The sequence below is a fragment of the Micromonospora sp. bgisy143 genome (assembly GCF_057708145.1).
In genome coordinates this window covers 63170-78601 of the sequence record NZ_JBYIRN010000023.1, presented here as the reverse complement: position 1 = coordinate 78601, position 15432 = coordinate 63170, and the positions used below count along the sequence as shown (strand labels likewise).

Here is a 15432-nt window from a genome sequence, read left to right as displayed (position 1 = left end):
CGCGGGCGCGGCGATGTCACCAATCCGTCACGGGTCCGCGCTCACTCGTTCGGTCCGCGCCCCAGCAGCCGGATCTCCTCGTTGTCGAGCGCCGACTGGAGTTCCAGGAGCACCAGGTCGTCGATCTCCCGGCTGTCGCGTAGCCGGGTCAACTCCCGTCGCTTGTGGGCGAGGACGCCGAGGCGCAGTCGGCGTTCCAGTCGGCGCTCCTCGGCGGTGCGTCCGCCGGTCTCCTCGAGGTCGGCCAGGTGACGCTGGTACTCGGCCCGCAGCCGGCGTACCGACTCCTCCTCGGCGCCGACCTCGGCGGCGACCCCGGGCAGGGCGTCCAGGCCGGCCTGGGTGGCACGGCGGCGGGCGTGCCGGGCCTCGTCGACGCGTTCGGGGTCGCCGGACAGCCTCGCCCAGCGCACCACCAGCGGCAGGGTGGTGCCCTGCACCAACATGATCAGCACGATCACCAGCGCGGTGACGAAGATGATCAGATCTCGCTCGACCACCGGTCGACCGGTCACCGTCATCGTCGGGACGGCCAGCGCGGCGGCCAGCGACACCGCGCCCCGGAAACCCGCCCAGCCCGCGACCGTACCGACCCGCCAGCTGGGTGTGGTGCGTTCCTGCTCGACCATCCGTCGACGCCGCAGCCTCGCCGACTGCGCCGTCAGGTAGACGAAGCCCAACCGGGTGACCACGACGACGAGCGTGACCGCGAGCACGATCAGCACGGCCCTCGGCGGCGAGGTGCTGACGATGCCACGCACCGCCCGGGGGATCTGGGTGCCGAGCAGCACGAACAGACCGCCGTTGATCAGGAAGGTGGACAGGTCCCAGAACGCGTACGCCAACACCCGGGAGCGGGCGCGGATCACCCGTGGGCCGGCGTACGCGAGCACCAGGCCGGCGACCACGACGGCCAGCACCCCGCTGGCGTGCACCGAGTCGGCGAGCAGGAACGCGGCGAACGGCGTCAGCACGCTCAGCGCGCCCTCGCGCAGCGGGTCGTCGAGCCGCTTGCGGATCAGCACCACGACGGCGCCCACCAGCAGGCCGGCGACCACCCCGCCGAGGCTGGCCCCCACGAATTCCTCGCCGATGCCCAGCGGCCCCGGCTCCCCGCTCTTGGTGAGCAGACCCACCGTCACCGCGAAGACCACCAGCGCGGTGCCGTCGTTGATCAGGCTCTCCGCGTGCAGTGTGGTGAGGAGTTTTCGGGGCAGCCGCTTGGCCAGACCGGTGACCGCGGCGGCGTCGGTGGGCGCGAGCACCGCGCCGAGCACCCAGGCGGCGGCCGGGTTGACGCCGAACGCCTGCGCGGTGAAGGAGACCGTGACCATGGTGAGCACCACGAGCACCACGGCGAGCAACCCGATCACCGGCAGGTTGGCCCGGATCTCGCGCAGGCTGATGGTCAGGCTCTCCCGGTAGAGGATCGCCGGCAGGAAGATCAGCAGCACCAGGTCCGGTTCCAGTTCCACGTCGGACAGCGGCGGCGCGAGCCCGAGCAGCACCCCGAACCCGATCAGCAGCACCGGAGGCGCGACCCGGTACCGGCCACCGAGCGTGGTGCCGATCAGGACGGTGGCGCCCAGCACCACGATCAGGACGAGCACCTGCACGGCGTACCCCCTCGATCGGCCGGCTGACGGCGGATGCCGGTGGTTCCATCTGATCGCACGCCGGTGGCCGGTTCCACGGGAACCGGCAAGTCGCCGGCCGCGCTCAGGTCGGATCGACAGCGCGGCGCGGATCAGGTCGGGGCGACGACGCGGACCCGCCCGGTGGACCGAAGTTGGATATCCGACACCGGAGGTAACGAGCGGCCGAAGGGCGGCCGGGTTGCCGCAGCCCACCCCGCCGACCGCCGCAAAACCCTCTGACCTGCGGAAATGCGACGTTACACCAGGTGGACGCCAACCGGTCATCGGTGCTACACAGGCAGATATCGGCGACCAACGACGGCACGTCGGCCACCCTCTCGACCATCGACCGTTCCCGCCCCCACCGGTTGCGGACCTCCCGGGCCAGCAGCCCGCAGAGACGGCACCGCCCCGTCGCCCGTGGATGGCAGGGTCTTCGACCAGGGAGTTGCCGTGAGGTATCTGCGTATCCGGTCCCGCCAGCAGCCGTACGAGATCGCTGTCCTGGTCACGGCACCCGTCTGCGGCGTCCTGATGATGGGCCTCGACGTCCGGCCGGCCTCGGTCCAGGGGTCCATGCCCGCGCCCCTCCAGGTCGCCTGGGAGATCGCACTGATCATGGTGGGCGTGACGGGGCTGCTGGGCATCATGTGGCCCGGCCGGCTCTCCACCGGGCTGGGCATGGAACTCGCGTCGCTCCTGGTGCTCGGCACGATCACCGGCATGTACGCGGTGGCGTTGATAGCCCTGTGGAGCCAGCAGTCAATGGTCGCCTCATCGTTCGTCGTGGCGGTGACCGTCGGGTCGTTGTGGCGTGCCGGGCAGCTCGTCATCGACCTCCGCCGTCTGGTCCTCGCGTGTGAATGTCTGAGCGCCGAACAGCTACAGGGAAGTGTGCCGTGAACACCTCACCCGCCCCCGCCGCGCCGCACTGGGTGCAGGTGACCCTCAGTGTGTTCGGCATTCTCGGCGGTTCGACCGGGCTGGTCGCGATCGCCACCGTGCTGGTGCAGCGGGGCAAGTTCAAGGCCGACGCCGCCGACACCCTCACCGAGGCCGCCCTCACCCTGGTGCAACCGTTGCAGACCCGGATCACCGAGTTGGAGGGTGAGGCGCTGCACGCCCGCACCGAACTCGGCACGCTGCGCGAGCAGGTCAACCAGTTGCAGTTCGTCGTCCGGGTGCTGACCCGCACGTTGGACCGGTGGCGGGCGGCGATCCGCGCGCCGGACGCCACCCTGCGCAGGGTGCGCGCGGTGGTGGCGGAGTCCGACCGGCTCCCCGAGTAACGCCGCCCTGCTCACGTCGTGGCGGAGCCGCGAAGCCGACCCACGAGGTCGCGTACGGCTGCCCGGAACGCGGGGTCGGACTCGCCCGGGTGGTGCCCGCGCAGCGGCGGAGGGCGGCGGTCGCCCGGTGCCGGCAGCAGATCGGCGGGGTCCCGCAGTCGCCGGTCGACGTGATCGGCGGGGTCGGCGGGGTTCGGCGCGGGATCGCCGGGCCGGCGCGCGGCGAAGATCCAGCCGCCTACGGGGTCGGTGTCCCGCCACAGGTTGACCCACCGCCACCCGATGCGCTCCCCCACCTCCCGCAGCGTCTGGTCGTCGAGGTACGCGGGAAAGAGTCGGGCGTAGAGGCGGTCCAGTGGGGAGCCGTAGGTCAGCAACGCGACGCGTCGCCGCGCGGCCGGCGGCAGCCGCAGCACCGCGAGCGCCAGCAACGCCGAACCGTGACTGTGCCCGCACAGCAGCACGCCGCCGTGCCGTCCGGTGAGGTGGCCGATCCGGTCGGCCAGTTCCGGCACCGCCCGGTCGGCGTAGCTCGGCGGCGCGAAGGGGTGGGCGGCCCGGGGCCAGAAGGTGCCCAGGTCCCACAGGATCCCGACGTGCCGGCGGAACCACGCCGTTCGGTAGGCGAAGAGACCGCCCGACAGCAGGGTGACCGCCACCGCGGCGACCAGATAGGTGCCGCCCACCAGCGCCATTCCGACGGCGCCGGCCGGCAGCCCGAGAACCCGCCGGGCCACCTCGTCCGGTTCGCGCCCGAACAGTCCGAGCAGGCTCGTGGCCAGTCCGATCAGGGCGAGCACCGCGTAGGTGACGGCCAGCAGGCCCAGCCACTCGGTGAACCGCGCCCGGGCCACGGCCTTGGTGACCTGCCGCAACCGCACGGTCGCCGCCGGCGGCGGCGCGGGAAAGTCGCGGCTGGTGATCGTCGCCGCCGCACGGCGGCGACGACGCCGCGACAGGACGGTCAGCGCCCCGCCCAGCAGCACCGCCGCGTCGACGTGCAGGAAGAACGCGAGCACCGTCCAGCGGTACGGCAGCGGCGGACCGCCGTCACCACGGTATCCGCCGAGCAGTACCCCACTCTGGTAGACCAGACCGGAGGCGAGCGCGCCGGCCAGACCGACCGCGATGGCCGCGATGACCGCCGCGCCCGCTCCCCCCGGCAGCGCCCGGCGACCCTCGCCACGTCCCCGGTGCCCCAACACCAGCGCGCTGAGCAGCACCAGCAACGACATCTGACCGAGCAGCGTGCCGCCCGCTATCCCGGCGTAGCCGGGGAGTCCGGCGGACGGCGGCCAGCCCCGCCCGTCGCTCGCCACGACGACGAGGGTCACCACGGTCAGGCCGGCCGCCACCACGGCGGTGGCGCGCGCCGCCCCGGTGGCCGTCCGCGCGGTCGCGGCCCGGTCGAGCAGACCGGGGACGGCGAGCAGGGCGACGCAGGCCACCAGGACCGCCACGGCGCACGCCAACAGCAGCGTCGTCCCGGCCGTCGCGCCGCCGGCCTGCCGGGCGGTGAGCAGCAGCAGGTCGAGTACGCCCAGCGCGGCCGCGACGTGGATCGCCCGTAACCGCTCCACCAGCGGCTCCACGGCCCACAGCGGGTTGGCGGCCGGCCGGGGGCGGCGGGTGCCGAGCAGTCGCAGGAGCCCCACGGCGGCGATCGGCACCGACGCCAGCACGGCCAGCCGCTGCCCGACGTGTCGGTCGTCCAGCCCGAACACCGTGTCGAAGGGCGCCCGGCAGGGTGTCCCGCCGAGACAGCGCCAGGCGAGCAGGTCGAGGGCGACCCCGGCGATGGACACCACGTACACCAGGGTGAGGTTGAGCGCGAGGAGCCGGCAGAGGACGGTGACCCCGGCGGCGCGCCCGCCGGTGGGGCGCATCCACACCGCCGCGTTGCTGAGCATGAACGGCAGCAACAGGACCATGGAGAGCGTCCGGGCCACCGTGCCCGAGGGCAGGTCACCCCAGCGGTACGCCTCGAGCGTCAATCCGTCGGGGCCGGCCCGGTCCCCGTTCGGGCGGTAGAAGCCGCCGCGATCGTCACCCGCGACCTGACGCGCCGACGCGGCGCCCAGGACGACCGAGGGTTCCGCCCCCGACACACCGTGCACCCGCAACTCCACCACGTCGGCGGGTCGCGGTGGGGCATCGGGGCGCGGTGCGGGCATCGGCGGGTCAGCCAGGTCGCCGCTGATCGGACGCCCCGTCCCGCATCGCTCGGTCGGCGTACCGCCGGAGGCCGGGCATCCCGTCGACCAGGACGATCAGCACCAGCACCCCGGCGACGACGGCGCTGTTCGCGACGTGCGGAAGCCGCTGGGTCGCGAACCCGCACACGATGATGGCCGGCACCCCGATCAGGCGCGCCCACGGCCGGCTGCCGTCGACCGCCCACGCGAGCAGGATCCGGGCGGTCAGGAACAGCGCCGGGCCGGTGATGCCCAGGGCCAGTTGCGCCGTCTCCTCGGTGCGGGGATCCTCGATCGTCATCTCCATGGCCACCGAGGTCGCCAGCACGCCGGCGATCATGAGCAGGTGCAGGTAACCGGCGAGCAGTGCCAGCTTGCTGCCGGGCGGACCGGCCGCCATGATGCTCGCGCCCAGCCGCGAGCCGGCCGGCACCAGGTAGAGCCGGGCGAGGGCCACCGCCGTGACGAACGCCAGGGCGAAGGCCAGCGTGCTCTCGAGGTGCAGGCCGGAGTCGCTGTAGGCGATGCCGGCGAACAGGATCAGCTCACCCAACGCGATGATGAAGATCTGCTGGTACCGCTCCGAGAGATGGTCGCCGTTGACCTGGAGATCCGGCCAGGAGCTGCGCCCGAGCCACGGGAACGGCCAGCGCAGCCGGGCCAGGGAATACTCCAGCACCAGGGCGAGGGTCCAGAGCACCTCCCGGGCCGGGCGGACGGCCACGCCGACCAGCCACATCGCACCGGAGATCGCGAACCAGATCGCCACCCGCAGGCTCCGCAGTTGCAGCGGATGCCCGCGCAGCGCCGGGATCAGCAGCGCGCCCCGACCGAGGTGGATCGCCACGTAGGCGCCCGCGAACAGCGCGGCGTGCGAGTCGAACGCGGTGGGCACGGCCGCGGCCATCAGCAGGCCGCCGAACATCACCCAGAGCAGGAGTACGACGATCAGCGGCGCCCGGGGGTCGAACCAGTCGGCCGACCACGCGGTCACGAACCACACCCACCAGATCGCCGCCAGCATCACCATGACCTGGAAGCCACCGTTGAGGCTGGGATCGTCGACCACCGCCCGGGACAGTCGGGTCAACGCGAAGATGAAGGCCAGGTCGAAGAAGAGCTCCAGGAACGAGGTCCGGCGGGGATCCTCCCGCTTCTGGAGCAGCCGCCCGGGAAGCGCGTTCGTCATCGCCCCCCTTCCCGGACGTCACCTGCCGTCCCAGTCGTACCATCCGCGCCGCCCGGCCCGGGTGGGTTCGGCCGGGCCGGGCACCATGGTCAGCGGGCGATGAGGTCCGCCGCCGTCGTCCAGAGCCGCTCGGCGTTGCCCGGGTCGAGCGCGTACGCCGCCACGCCGCTGTAGTCGGCGGGCCGCTCGGTCCGGACCGGGGCCTCGGCGCAGTCCTCGAAGTAGCGACCGCCGACGCCGTCGAGCAGCGGGGATGCGGCGAGCAGCACCGAGGTGGCGGCACCCTGCTGGGGGGTCTTCTGCCGCTCCTTCGGGGTACGGAGTCCGCCGGTGTGCTTCTGCAACCCGGTGGCGATCGCGCCCGGGTTCAAGGCGTTGGCGCGGATACCCTCGCCGGCCCAGCGGCGGTCGGCCTCGACGGCGAGCAGGGCCTCGGCGCTCTTGGACTGCCCGTACGCCAGCAGCGGGTCGTACGGCCGGAACGCGAAGTGCAGGTCGTCGAAGATCACCGGGGAGAAGAGGTTGCCGCTGGAGCTGACCGACACCACCCGGGCGCCACCAGCCGCGGCGAGGGCGTCGTGCAGGCCGACGGTCAGCGCGTAGTGCCCCATGAAGTTGGTGGCGAACTGCATCTCCCAGCCCTCGACCGTGCGCTCCAACTCGGGCAGCGCCATGATCCCGGCATTGTTGATCAGAATGTGCAGCGGCCCGTCCCAGCCGGCGACGAACCGGCGTACCGAATCCTGGTTGGCCACGTCGAGCTCGCGGACGGTGACCCGGTCCGCGCCGATGCTGGCCGCGATGTCCCGGGCGGCGTCCTGGCCGGCCGGAACGCGACGCACCGCGAGCACGACCTCGGCGCCGGCAGCGGCCAGCGCGCGAGCGGTCTCGATGCCGATGCCGGCCGCGCCGCCGGTGATGACGGCGCGCTTGCCGCCCAGGTCGACTCCGGCGAGCACCTCGTCGGCGGTCGAGGCGAACCCGAATGGCGTCGTGATGAGCGTGGTCATCTCTGTCCCCTCTCGAAAACCCATACCTGGCCCACTGTCACCCGGCCGACCGGCGATATCCGGGTTACCGGTTTTCCTGGTAGTGGCAGGACCAGGCTGGCCGGCGGCGATCACTCCTACGATGAGCTGGTGAGCACCGCCGGCCCACTGGGCGAGTACCTGCGGGCCCGGCGCGAGCTGATCGGGCCGGCTGACGTCGGTCTGCCGGCACACGGCCGCCGGCGGGTGCCGGGCCTCCGACGCGAGGAGCTGGCCCTGCTGGCCGGCATCAGCGCCGACTACTACCTGCGGTTGGAGCAGGGCCGGGACCGCAACCCGTCGGCCCAGGTGCTCGACGCGCTGGCGCGGGCGCTGCGGTTGGACCCCGAGGCCACGGCACACCTGCACCTTCTCGGCGGACACGCCCCTTCCGGTCTGGCACGACGGCCGGAACGGGTGCCGGTGGGCATCCGGCAGTTGGTGGGCTCGTGGACGCAGACGCCCGCCTTCGTGCACGGCCGGCACCTGGACGTGCTCTTCGCCAACCCGATGGCGACCGCATTGGCGCCGATCTACCGGGTCGGGGTGAACCTGCTGCGCGAGGTCTTCCTGGGCCCGCACGTTCCGGCGCTCTACCCGGCCCCGGAAGCGGTCGCCGCGAGCGCGGTCGCCGGACTACGCGCCCAGGTGGGGGTCGAGGTGGACGACCCACGGCTCACCGAGCTGGTCGACGAGCTGACGGCGGGCAGCGAGCTGTTCCGGCGGCTGTGGGCACGCCACGACGTCACCGTCCGCGCCGGGGGCGGGCTGCGGGTGTTCCACCATCCGCAGGTGGGCGAGTTGAGGCTGCGCTACGAGAAGCTGATGATCAGCGGCACGACCCAGTCGCTCGTCGTCTACCACGCCGAGCCGGGCAGCCCGTCCGCCCGCTCCCTCGCCCGGCTCGGCGGCACCGGCGCCGCGCCCGCGACGGACGAATAGCACATCGGGTCAGCGGGTGCCGGCCCGCTCGGCGACCACCACCGAGATGCCGTCGAGGACGCGTTGCAGGCCGAACTCGAAGGCGTACTCCGGGCCGTAGGCGGCGCCGTGCTGCCGGCCGGCCGCCGTGCCGACCCGGGACGCGGTCGGGTAGCTGTCCGGATTCAGGAACGTCTCCAGCCAGGGCGCGTGCGACTGCCACCACTGGCCGTCGCTCATCCCGGTCTCCCGTTCCAGGTCGACCACCTCGGAGGCGGCCCGCGCGGAGGACTTCACATGCCCGAGCACGAGGGTGAGCACCGCGTCCATCTCGACGTCGGTGAGCCCGATGTCGGCGACCGCGCCCAGTTCGTGGTCGTACTTGGCCATCAGGTGCGGCCCGAGCACCGGGCGGGTGGTCTCGGCCCGCAACATCCACCGGTGCCGCTGGTAGAGCGCCAGGTTGTCGCGGGCGATCCGCTCCAACCGGGCCCGCCAGTCCCCCTCGACGGCGGGACGCGGCATCTCGCCGTACACGGTGTCGATCATGACGTCGACGAGTTCGGCCTTGCCCGGCACGTACGTGTAGACCGACATGGTGCCCACACCCAGCGCCTCGCCGACCCGGCGCATGGTCAACGCGTCGAGACCCTCGGCGTCGGCGATGTCGATGGCGGCCCGGACGATCCGGTCGACGCTGAGCCCCTGCCCGGCGCTGCGGCTGGTCGGTTCCCGGGTGCGCCAGAGGATGGCCAGGCTACGTGCCGGGTCCGCGGTCGGCTTGCGCTCAGTCGCCATGGTGCGGCCATCCTAGCAACGCGCGCGTACGCGGTACGCCGGCCGGACGGCGTCGGCGGGGCCCACCCGAGACCCCGCCGACGCCGATCCCGTCACGGCTTGAGCACCACCTTCTCGCAGTCGTCCTGCTTGTTCTTGAACAGGTCGAAGCCGCGTGCCGCGTCGTCCAGCGACATCGTGTGGGTGATCACCCGGGTGGGGTCCAGCTCGCCGTTCTCGATGTGGCGCAGCAACGGCGTCATGTACCGCTGGACGTGGCACTGACCGGTACGCAGGGTCAGCGACCGGTTCATCCAGGCGCCGGAGGGGAACTTGTCCAGCAGGCCGCCGTACACGCCGATGACCGACACGATGCCGCCGCTGCGGCAGGACAGGATCGCCTGGCGCAGCGCGTGCGGCCGCTCGGTCTCCGAGCGCACCGCCTGCTTCACCCGGTCGTACGCGTGCAGGTGCGCGCTGCCGTGGCTGGCCTCCATGCCGACCGCGTCGATGCACTTGTCCGGCCCGCGTCCGCCGGTCAGCTCCAACAGCCGGGACCGGACGTCCACCTCCTCGAAGTTGATCGTGGTGTGCCCGGCCTCCTCGGCCATCCGCAGCCGGTACGGCTCCGTGTCGATCGCGATGACCGTGGCCGCGCCGAGCAGACGGGCGCTGTCCATCGCGAACTGGCCGACCGGGCCGGCGCCCCACACGGCGACAACGTCACTGGGCTGGATGTCGCACATCTCGGCGCCCATGTACCCGGTCGGCAGGATGTCGGACAGGAACAGCACCTGCTCGTCGGTCAGGTCCGACTCGATCTTCAGCGGCCCGACGTCGGCGAACGGCACCCGCACGTACTCGGACTGGCCGCCCGCGAACCCGCCGGTCAGGTGGGAGTAGCCGAAGATGCCGGCCACCGGGTGACCGAACATCTTCTCCGCGATCCCGGCGTTGGGATTGCTGTTCTCGCAGCACGAGAAGAGCTCGGCCGTACACGCCGCGCACGCGCCGCAGGCGATCGGGAACGGCACCACCACCCGGTCGCCGACCCGCAGCCGGCCCGGGTCGACGCCGTCGCCGACCTCGACCACCTCACCCATGAACTCGTGGCCCAGCACGTCGCCGTCCTGCATGGTCGGCACGTACCCGTCCACCAGGTGCAGGTCGGAGCCGCAGATCGCGGTCGAGGTGACCTTCACGATCGCGTCCCGCCGGTTCAGGATGCTCGGGTCCGGCACGTCGCGGACCTCGACCTTGTTCCGCCCGGCCCAGGTGTTCGCCCTCATGCCGCCTCCCCCTTGGACAACTCGTCGCTGGACAGCGGCTGCGCCGGCCGCTGCGGGAACTCCCGCCGGGCACGCTTGCCCCAGGGTGCGCCGTCGGAGCGCACCACCTCGCCGGTCTCCAACACCTGCTTGAGTCGACGCAGGTCGTCGTCGAGCTGCTGGTGCGGCTCCTCGCCGAAGTACCGGGCCACCGCCTCGCCCAGCTTGCCGCCGGGGATGTCGTACACCAGCAGCACGTGCACCTCGGTGCTCACGCCGTCGGGCGCCGGCACGAACCACACCTTGCCGGTGTTCGGCACGTCGGCGTCGCCGGTGGACCGCCAGCCGATGCGCTCGCCCGGCACCTCCTCGGTGATCTCCGCGTCCCACTCGACGCTGCGGTCGAACGGCGCGCTCGCCGTCCAGTGACTCGTCCGCTCCCCGGTGACGCGCACCTCCTGCAGGTGGGCCATGAACGTCGGCAGGCTCTCCAGGCGACGCCAGAAGGCGTACACGTCGGCCGCCGGTTGACGGATGGTCGTCGTGGCCAGCAGATCCATGATTCCCCTCCCCTCTCTTGCGGCATCACCTACCCCGAGAGTCACGTCCTGCACATCCGGCGGGCAGAATGCGCGGCCGGATGTCGGACGTACCGAAGATCAGACCCCTTCGCGTTCGTCGGACAGCCGCGGTCCGGCGGCGGCCGGCACGAGGTGGCGTACCTCCGGAACCCCGTCGGTCAGCTCCCGGGCCCGCGCCTCGGCCTCGCGGTCCTCACCGGTCAGCCGACCGCCGTGCTGGCGCAGGTGCTCGTCCCACGACGGCACCAGGTACACCTCGACGAACCGGTCGGTCGTCTCGGCCGGCCGGAACAACCCCCAGCGCATCGCGCCGGTGCGCTGCCGGGCCCCGCGCACCGCGTCCATCGCCGCGAGGAACGGCCCCTCCCGCTCCGGCCGGACGGTGTACCGCACCGTCACCAGCACCGGGCCCACCCAGGGGTCCGGCTCGTGCGCCAGGTGCAGTTGCGGCCAGTAGGCCGCCGGTTCGCGGTTCACCGACCGCAGGTCCGGCAACGGCCAGATCCGGCTGGTCACGGTCCCGACGAGCATCGACGCCGCCGCCGTGAGGTAGGCGGGGAGCAGCCCGCCCATCTCGGCCACCAGACCCCACAGCAACGCGCCGGCGGCCTGCCCGCCGGCGAAACACACCTGGTAGACGGCCAGGCCCCGGGCCCGTACCCAGCTCGGCAGGAAGAGCTGCATCTCGGCGTTGACGTTGGCCAGGACCGTCACCCACGCCATCCCCGCCGGCAGCAGAGCCAGGAGCACCAGCGGCACCACCCGTACGGTGCCGACCAGCGCCAGCGCGGCGGTGAACAGCGCGCCGGAGGCGAGCAGGATCTGGTTGGCCGACAGCCGGGTACGGATCACCGCCAGCAGCACACCACCGGCGATGGCGCCCACCCCGAGTGCGCCCAGCAGCAGCCCGTACCCGCCGGAACCCAGCCCGAGCCGCCGGGCCGCCACCAGCGGCAACAGCGTCCACAGCGCGCTGGCCGGGACCACGAAGACCAACGCGCGACGCAGCAGCCGGCGCACGGTCGGCGAGTGGCGTACGTAGCGGCTCCCGGCCCGCAGCGCGGCGGCGAACCGCTCGGGCACCTCGACGGCGCGGGCGGTAGCCGGCCGCCAGCGCCAGAGCGCGGCCGCGAAGACGGCGAACGCCACCGCGTTGAGCCCGAAGACCGGAGCGACGCCGGTCCGGGAGATCAGCACACCGGCCAGCGCCGGTCCCACCGCCCGCGCCACGTTCACGCTGATCGAGCCCAGCGCGGACGCCGAGCGCAACTGTTCCTGCGGCACCAGCTCCGGGATCACCGCCGACCAGGCCGGCAGGGTGAGCGCCTGCCCGACCCCGAACGCGAAGGTCAGGGTGAGCAGCAGCGCCGGTGGCATCCGGTCGGTCAGGGTGAGCAGGGCCAACGCCACCGCCACCGCCACCAGGAACAGCTGCACGGCGATCAGCAGGTGGCGACGGTCGAAGCTGTCGGCCAGCACACCGGCGGGCAGCGCCAGCAGCAGCACCGGCAGCAGGCTGGCGGTCTGCACCAGGGCGACCAGCGTGGCGGCGTTGGCGTGGTGGATCAGCAGCCACTGCGCGCCGACGGTCTGCATCCAGGTGCCGACGTTGGCGGCGAGCAGGGCCAGCCACAGGTTGCGGTAGACGGCACCGCGCAGCGGCGCCCACGCGGAGGCCGGACGGTCGCCCGCAGCGGCCCCCGCCGTCACCACCGCCCGTCCGCGCGCAGCACCCGCTCACCGGAGACGTAGAGGTCGTCGGGGCGCAACAGCAGCAGTCGTACGACCTCGGTGGCGACCTGCTCGGGCAGGGCGTAGATCTCGTCCAGGAACTCGGCGCCGACCCGCTCCTGAAGCCGCGTCGGCATCGGCCCGGGGTGCAGCTGCATCACCTTGATCCGGTTGCTGTGCTGGGCCTCGGCCAGCGAGTCGACGAGACTGCTGCCGTAGCTCTTGGTCGCCCGGTAGACCGGTATGCCGGGCCGGGGTGCGGCGAGCGCCATCGCGCCGATATACACCACGTTGCCGTAGCCCTGCCGCTGGAGATGCTCCAGCGCCTCCCTCAGCAGGTACGTCGTCCCCAGGACGTTGATGTCGACGGCCCGCCGGATGTGCTCCACCGGCAGCTCCCCGAGATCACCGCCCGCCCACATCGACGCGCACGCCGCGACCCCGTCGACCGTGCCGTAGCGCCCCACCACCTCGGCGAACGCGTCCCGGACCTGCTCGTAGGAAGAGACGTCGCAGATCACGCCGTCGCATCCCAACTCGTCGGTCGTTCCGGCGACCTCGTCCGGCACGTTGCCGAACACCACGACGCGGTGCTCGTCGAGCAGCAGCCGGGCCACCGCGAGGCCCAGCCCGCTGGTACCGCCGACCACCACGAAGGTTCTGGCACCCATGTCGCTCCCGCCGCCGCCACCACCGGTCCCACACCACCGGTCACACGTCGCGCGTCGTTCCCGTTTCCGGACTCCGCACACCCCGCCGGTAGTGCTGGGCCTACCCCGAAGAGGGGATCTGGACGGCTGGGGCGGCCGCCGACCGGCGATTAGCGTCTGCGGCATGACCTCGGAACACCCCCGTCACCTGGCCGCGGCCCTGCGCCGCCGCGACTGGCTGATCTCCGCCTGGCCCTGGCGCGCGCTGGCCTACCTGATCACCACCGTGCCGATCGCCGGTGTGCTCACCGTCGGGCTGCTCGTCATCGGCGCGCCCCTGCTGGCCGCCGCCAACGCGCTGCGGCAGCACGGTCGGCCGCCGGAGATACCGCTGATGCTGTTCCTGGCGGTCGGCAGCCTCACCCTGGTGGCCCTCGCGCCGCTCGCCAGCGTCCCGGTCGCCGCCGTCGAACGGTGGCGGATCGGCCTGGTGGACGGCCGCCCACTGCCCGCGTCGCCGTGGCCGGGGCTGGTCGCCCGCTACCGCAGCGCGGCCGGCTGGCGGGAGGTGGCGTACCTGTTCTGGCTGGGCGGTGTGGTGCCCGTCGCGTACTGGACGTTCCTGATGCTGGTGCTGCTGGACCTCGGGATGGTCACCAGCCCCTGGCTGGCCGGCGACGCCGATCCGGTGGTGATCTGGCGGCCGATCGAGAGCACCGGCGAGGCCGTCCCGTACGCGATCGTGGGGGTGCTGCTCGTCCCGGTGCTCTGCTACGGGGCGGGACTGCTCGCCGCCGCCCAGGCTGCCGTGGCCCGGTGGGCGCTGACCAGCCCGGTCGACGCGGCGGCGCTGCGCGAGGTCGCCCGGTCCCGGACTCGGCTGGTCGGCGCGTACGAGGCGGAACGGCGGCGCATCGAGCGGGACCTGCACGACGGCGCGCAGCCCCGGCTGACCAGCCTCACCCTCCAGCTGGGTCTGGCCCGGCTGGACGTACCCGAGGACTCACCGGCCGCCCGGCCCCTCGCCGTGGCGCACGACCAGGCGCGCGGGCTGATGGTGATGCTGCGGCAGTTGGTGCACGGAATCCGGCCGCAGAGTCTCACCGACCTCGGCCTCACCGGCGCGGTCCGCGAGCTGGCCGACGCGTCCCCCGTGCCGGTCACGGTGCACGCCGACGTCGCCGGGGAGCTGCCGGAGATCGTCGAGACCACCGCGTACTTCGTGGTGTCCGAGGCATTGGGCAACGTGGCCCGGCACGCCGGAGCGACACGCGCCGACGTACGCCTCACGCGGGCCGGCGGTGACCTCGTCGTCGAGGTGTCCGACGACGGGCGCGGTGGCGCCGACCCGGCCCGGGGCACCGGCCTGACCGGGCTCGCCGACCGGGTCGCCGCCGCCGACGGTCGGTTGCTGCTGGCCAGCCCGCCCGGCGGGCCTACCCTGGTCCGGGTGGAGCTGCCATGTCGCCGGTGACCCGGGTGGTGCTCGCCGAGGACGAGGTGCTGCTGCGCGAGGGCCTGGTCGCGCTCCTGACCCGCTTCGACTTCACGGTGTGCGCGGCCGTCGGCTCCGCTCCCGAGCTGCTGGCCGCGGCCCGCGCGCACCAGCCCGACCTGGTGCTGACCGACATCCGGATGCCGCCCGGCCGGCGCGACGACGGACTGCGGGCCGCCGTCGCGCTCCGCGCCGAGCGGCCCGACCTGCCGGTGGTGGTGCTCAGCCAGTTCGTGCAGACCGGGTACGCGGCGGCGCTGCTGGACAGCGGCGACGGCCAGCGGGTCGGCTACCTGCTCAAGGACCGGGTGGCCGAGGTGACCGAGTTCGTCGACACACTGCGCCGGGTCGCCGACGGCGGGACCGCCATCGACCCGGACGTGGTACGGCAACTGCTGCACCGACCCCGCGACCCGCTCGCCGCGCTCTCCGCCCGCGAGCGGGAGGTGCTGGCGCTGCTGGCCGAGGGCCGCTCCAACGCGTCCATCGCCGCCCGGCTGCACGTCACCGAGGCCGCCATCGGCAAACACGTCGGCAACATCCTGCTGAAGCTCGACCTGCCACCCAGCGACGACACCAACCGTCGGGTGCTCGCCGTGCTCACCTACCTGCGCGCGGACCCGGTGGGCTGACCGGCGGCGGACGATGATCGGGGCGTAGATTCGATCGGC

Annotated in this window: 14 protein-coding genes; 5 read left to right on the top strand and 9 right to left on the bottom strand. The window is 72.9% G+C overall.

The genetic code is table 11. The annotated features are described in order from the left end of the window. Positions 1-41: 41 nt before the first annotated feature. Entirely contained in the window at positions 42-1616 is a 1575-nt protein-coding gene (locus tag AC3EN4_RS23970) for a Na+/H+ antiporter (RefSeq protein ID WP_435207948.1), read from the bottom strand. Between the two features lie 474 nt (positions 1617-2090). Here AC3EN4_RS23970 and AC3EN4_RS23965 point away from each other — a divergent pair, with 474 nt between their 5' ends. Together AC3EN4_RS23965 and AC3EN4_RS23960 are read left to right on the top strand one after the other, a co-directional pair. Further along, a complete protein-coding gene (locus AC3EN4_RS23965; RefSeq protein ID WP_435207946.1) occupies positions 2091-2540 on the top strand; it encodes a hypothetical protein in 450 nt (149 codons plus the stop codon). Further along, entirely contained in the window at positions 2537-2926 is a 390-nt protein-coding gene (locus AC3EN4_RS23960) for a hypothetical protein (protein ID WP_422739313.1), read from the top strand. Before AC3EN4_RS23965 ends, AC3EN4_RS23960 begins: the two co-directional genes overlap by 4 nt. Positions 2927-2937: 11 nt before the next feature. On the opposite strand, the gene AC3EN4_RS23955 is transcribed toward AC3EN4_RS23960, so the two are convergent. From AC3EN4_RS23955 to AC3EN4_RS23945, 3 genes are all read right to left on the bottom strand, one after another. Then, entirely contained in the window at positions 2938-5100 is a 2163-nt protein-coding gene (locus AC3EN4_RS23955) for a hypothetical protein (protein WP_435207945.1), read from the bottom strand. Between the two features lie 7 nt (positions 5101-5107). Next, complete coding sequence (locus AC3EN4_RS23950; protein ID WP_435207943.1) at positions 5108-6310, bottom strand: low temperature requirement protein A; 1203 nt, start codon at positions 6308-6310, stop codon at positions 5108-5110. An 89-nt stretch (positions 6311-6399) separates the two neighbouring features. After that, on the bottom strand, positions 6400-7320 hold the full coding sequence (locus AC3EN4_RS23945) for an SDR family NAD(P)-dependent oxidoreductase (protein ID WP_435207941.1): 921 nt from the start codon (positions 7318-7320) through the stop codon (positions 6400-6402). Positions 7321-7449: 129 nt separating this feature from the next. Here AC3EN4_RS23945 and AC3EN4_RS23940 point away from each other — a divergent pair, with 129 nt between their 5' ends. After that, on the top strand, positions 7450-8280 hold the full coding sequence (locus tag AC3EN4_RS23940) for a helix-turn-helix domain-containing protein (RefSeq protein ID WP_435207940.1): 831 nt from the start codon (positions 7450-7452) through the stop codon (positions 8278-8280). A 9-nt stretch (positions 8281-8289) separates the two neighbouring features. Here AC3EN4_RS23940 and AC3EN4_RS23935 read toward each other — a convergent pair whose 3' ends face one another. From AC3EN4_RS23935 to AC3EN4_RS23915, 5 genes are all read right to left on the bottom strand, one after another. After that, on the bottom strand, positions 8290-9057 hold the full coding sequence (locus AC3EN4_RS23935) for a TetR/AcrR family transcriptional regulator (protein WP_435207939.1): 768 nt from the start codon (positions 9055-9057) through the stop codon (positions 8290-8292). Positions 9058-9149: 92 nt separating this feature from the next. Continuing rightward, complete coding sequence (locus AC3EN4_RS23930; RefSeq protein WP_435207937.1) at positions 9150-10325, bottom strand: zinc-dependent alcohol dehydrogenase; 1176 nt, start codon at positions 10323-10325, stop codon at positions 9150-9152. Further along, positions 10322-10864 carry an SRPBCC family protein gene (locus tag AC3EN4_RS23925; protein ID WP_435207935.1) on the bottom strand — a complete coding sequence of 181 codons (543 nt, stop codon included), beginning with the start codon at positions 10862-10864 and terminating at the stop codon, positions 10322-10324. Before AC3EN4_RS23925 ends, AC3EN4_RS23930 begins: the two co-directional genes overlap by 4 nt. Before the next feature lie 99 nt (positions 10865-10963). Then, positions 10964-12598: an MFS transporter gene (locus tag AC3EN4_RS23920; RefSeq protein ID WP_435207933.1), complete on the bottom strand. Its 1635-nt coding sequence runs from the start codon at positions 12596-12598 to the stop codon at positions 10964-10966. Further along, a complete protein-coding gene (locus AC3EN4_RS23915; RefSeq protein ID WP_435207931.1) occupies positions 12592-13287 on the bottom strand; it encodes an SDR family NAD(P)-dependent oxidoreductase in 696 nt (231 codons plus the stop codon). Before AC3EN4_RS23915 ends, AC3EN4_RS23920 begins: the two co-directional genes overlap by 7 nt. 163 nt (positions 13288-13450) lie before the next feature. Here AC3EN4_RS23915 and AC3EN4_RS23910 point away from each other — a divergent pair, with 163 nt between their 5' ends. Beyond that, positions 13451-14740: a sensor histidine kinase gene (locus tag AC3EN4_RS23910; protein WP_435207930.1), complete on the top strand. Its 1290-nt coding sequence runs from the start codon at positions 13451-13453 to the stop codon at positions 14738-14740. Then, complete coding sequence (locus AC3EN4_RS23905; RefSeq protein ID WP_435207929.1) at positions 14728-15393, top strand: response regulator transcription factor; 666 nt, start codon at positions 14728-14730, stop codon at positions 15391-15393. Before AC3EN4_RS23910 ends, AC3EN4_RS23905 begins: the two co-directional genes overlap by 13 nt. Positions 15394-15432 lie beyond the last annotated feature (39 nt).

Excerpts from the sequence above, each read along its gene's own strand:
- AC3EN4_RS23955 (WP_435207945.1), bottom strand. The coding sequence starts at position 5,100 with ATGCCCGCACCGCGCCCCGATGCCCCACCGCGACCCGCCGACGTGGTG.
- AC3EN4_RS23950 (WP_435207943.1), bottom strand. The coding sequence starts at position 6,310 with ATGACGAACGCGCTTCCCGGGCGGCTGCTCCAGAAGCGGGAGGATCCC.
- AC3EN4_RS23945 (WP_435207941.1), bottom strand. The coding sequence starts at position 7,320 with ATGACCACGCTCATCACGACGCCATTCGGGTTCGCCTCGACCGCCGAC.
- AC3EN4_RS23935 (WP_435207939.1), bottom strand. The coding sequence starts at position 9,057 with ATGGCGACTGAGCGCAAGCCGACCGCGGACCCGGCACGTAGCCTGGCC.
- AC3EN4_RS23930 (WP_435207937.1), bottom strand. The coding sequence starts at position 10,325 with ATGAGGGCGAACACCTGGGCCGGGCGGAACAAGGTCGAGGTCCGCGAC.
- AC3EN4_RS23925 (WP_435207935.1), bottom strand. The coding sequence starts at position 10,864 with ATGGATCTGCTGGCCACGACGACCATCCGTCAACCGGCGGCCGACGTG.
- AC3EN4_RS23915 (WP_435207931.1), bottom strand. The coding sequence starts at position 13,287 with ATGGGTGCCAGAACCTTCGTGGTGGTCGGCGGTACCAGCGGGCTGGGC.
- AC3EN4_RS23910 (WP_435207930.1), top strand. The coding sequence starts at position 13,451 with ATGACCTCGGAACACCCCCGTCACCTGGCCGCGGCCCTGCGCCGCCGC.
- AC3EN4_RS23905 (WP_435207929.1), top strand. The coding sequence starts at position 14,728 with ATGTCGCCGGTGACCCGGGTGGTGCTCGCCGAGGACGAGGTGCTGCTG.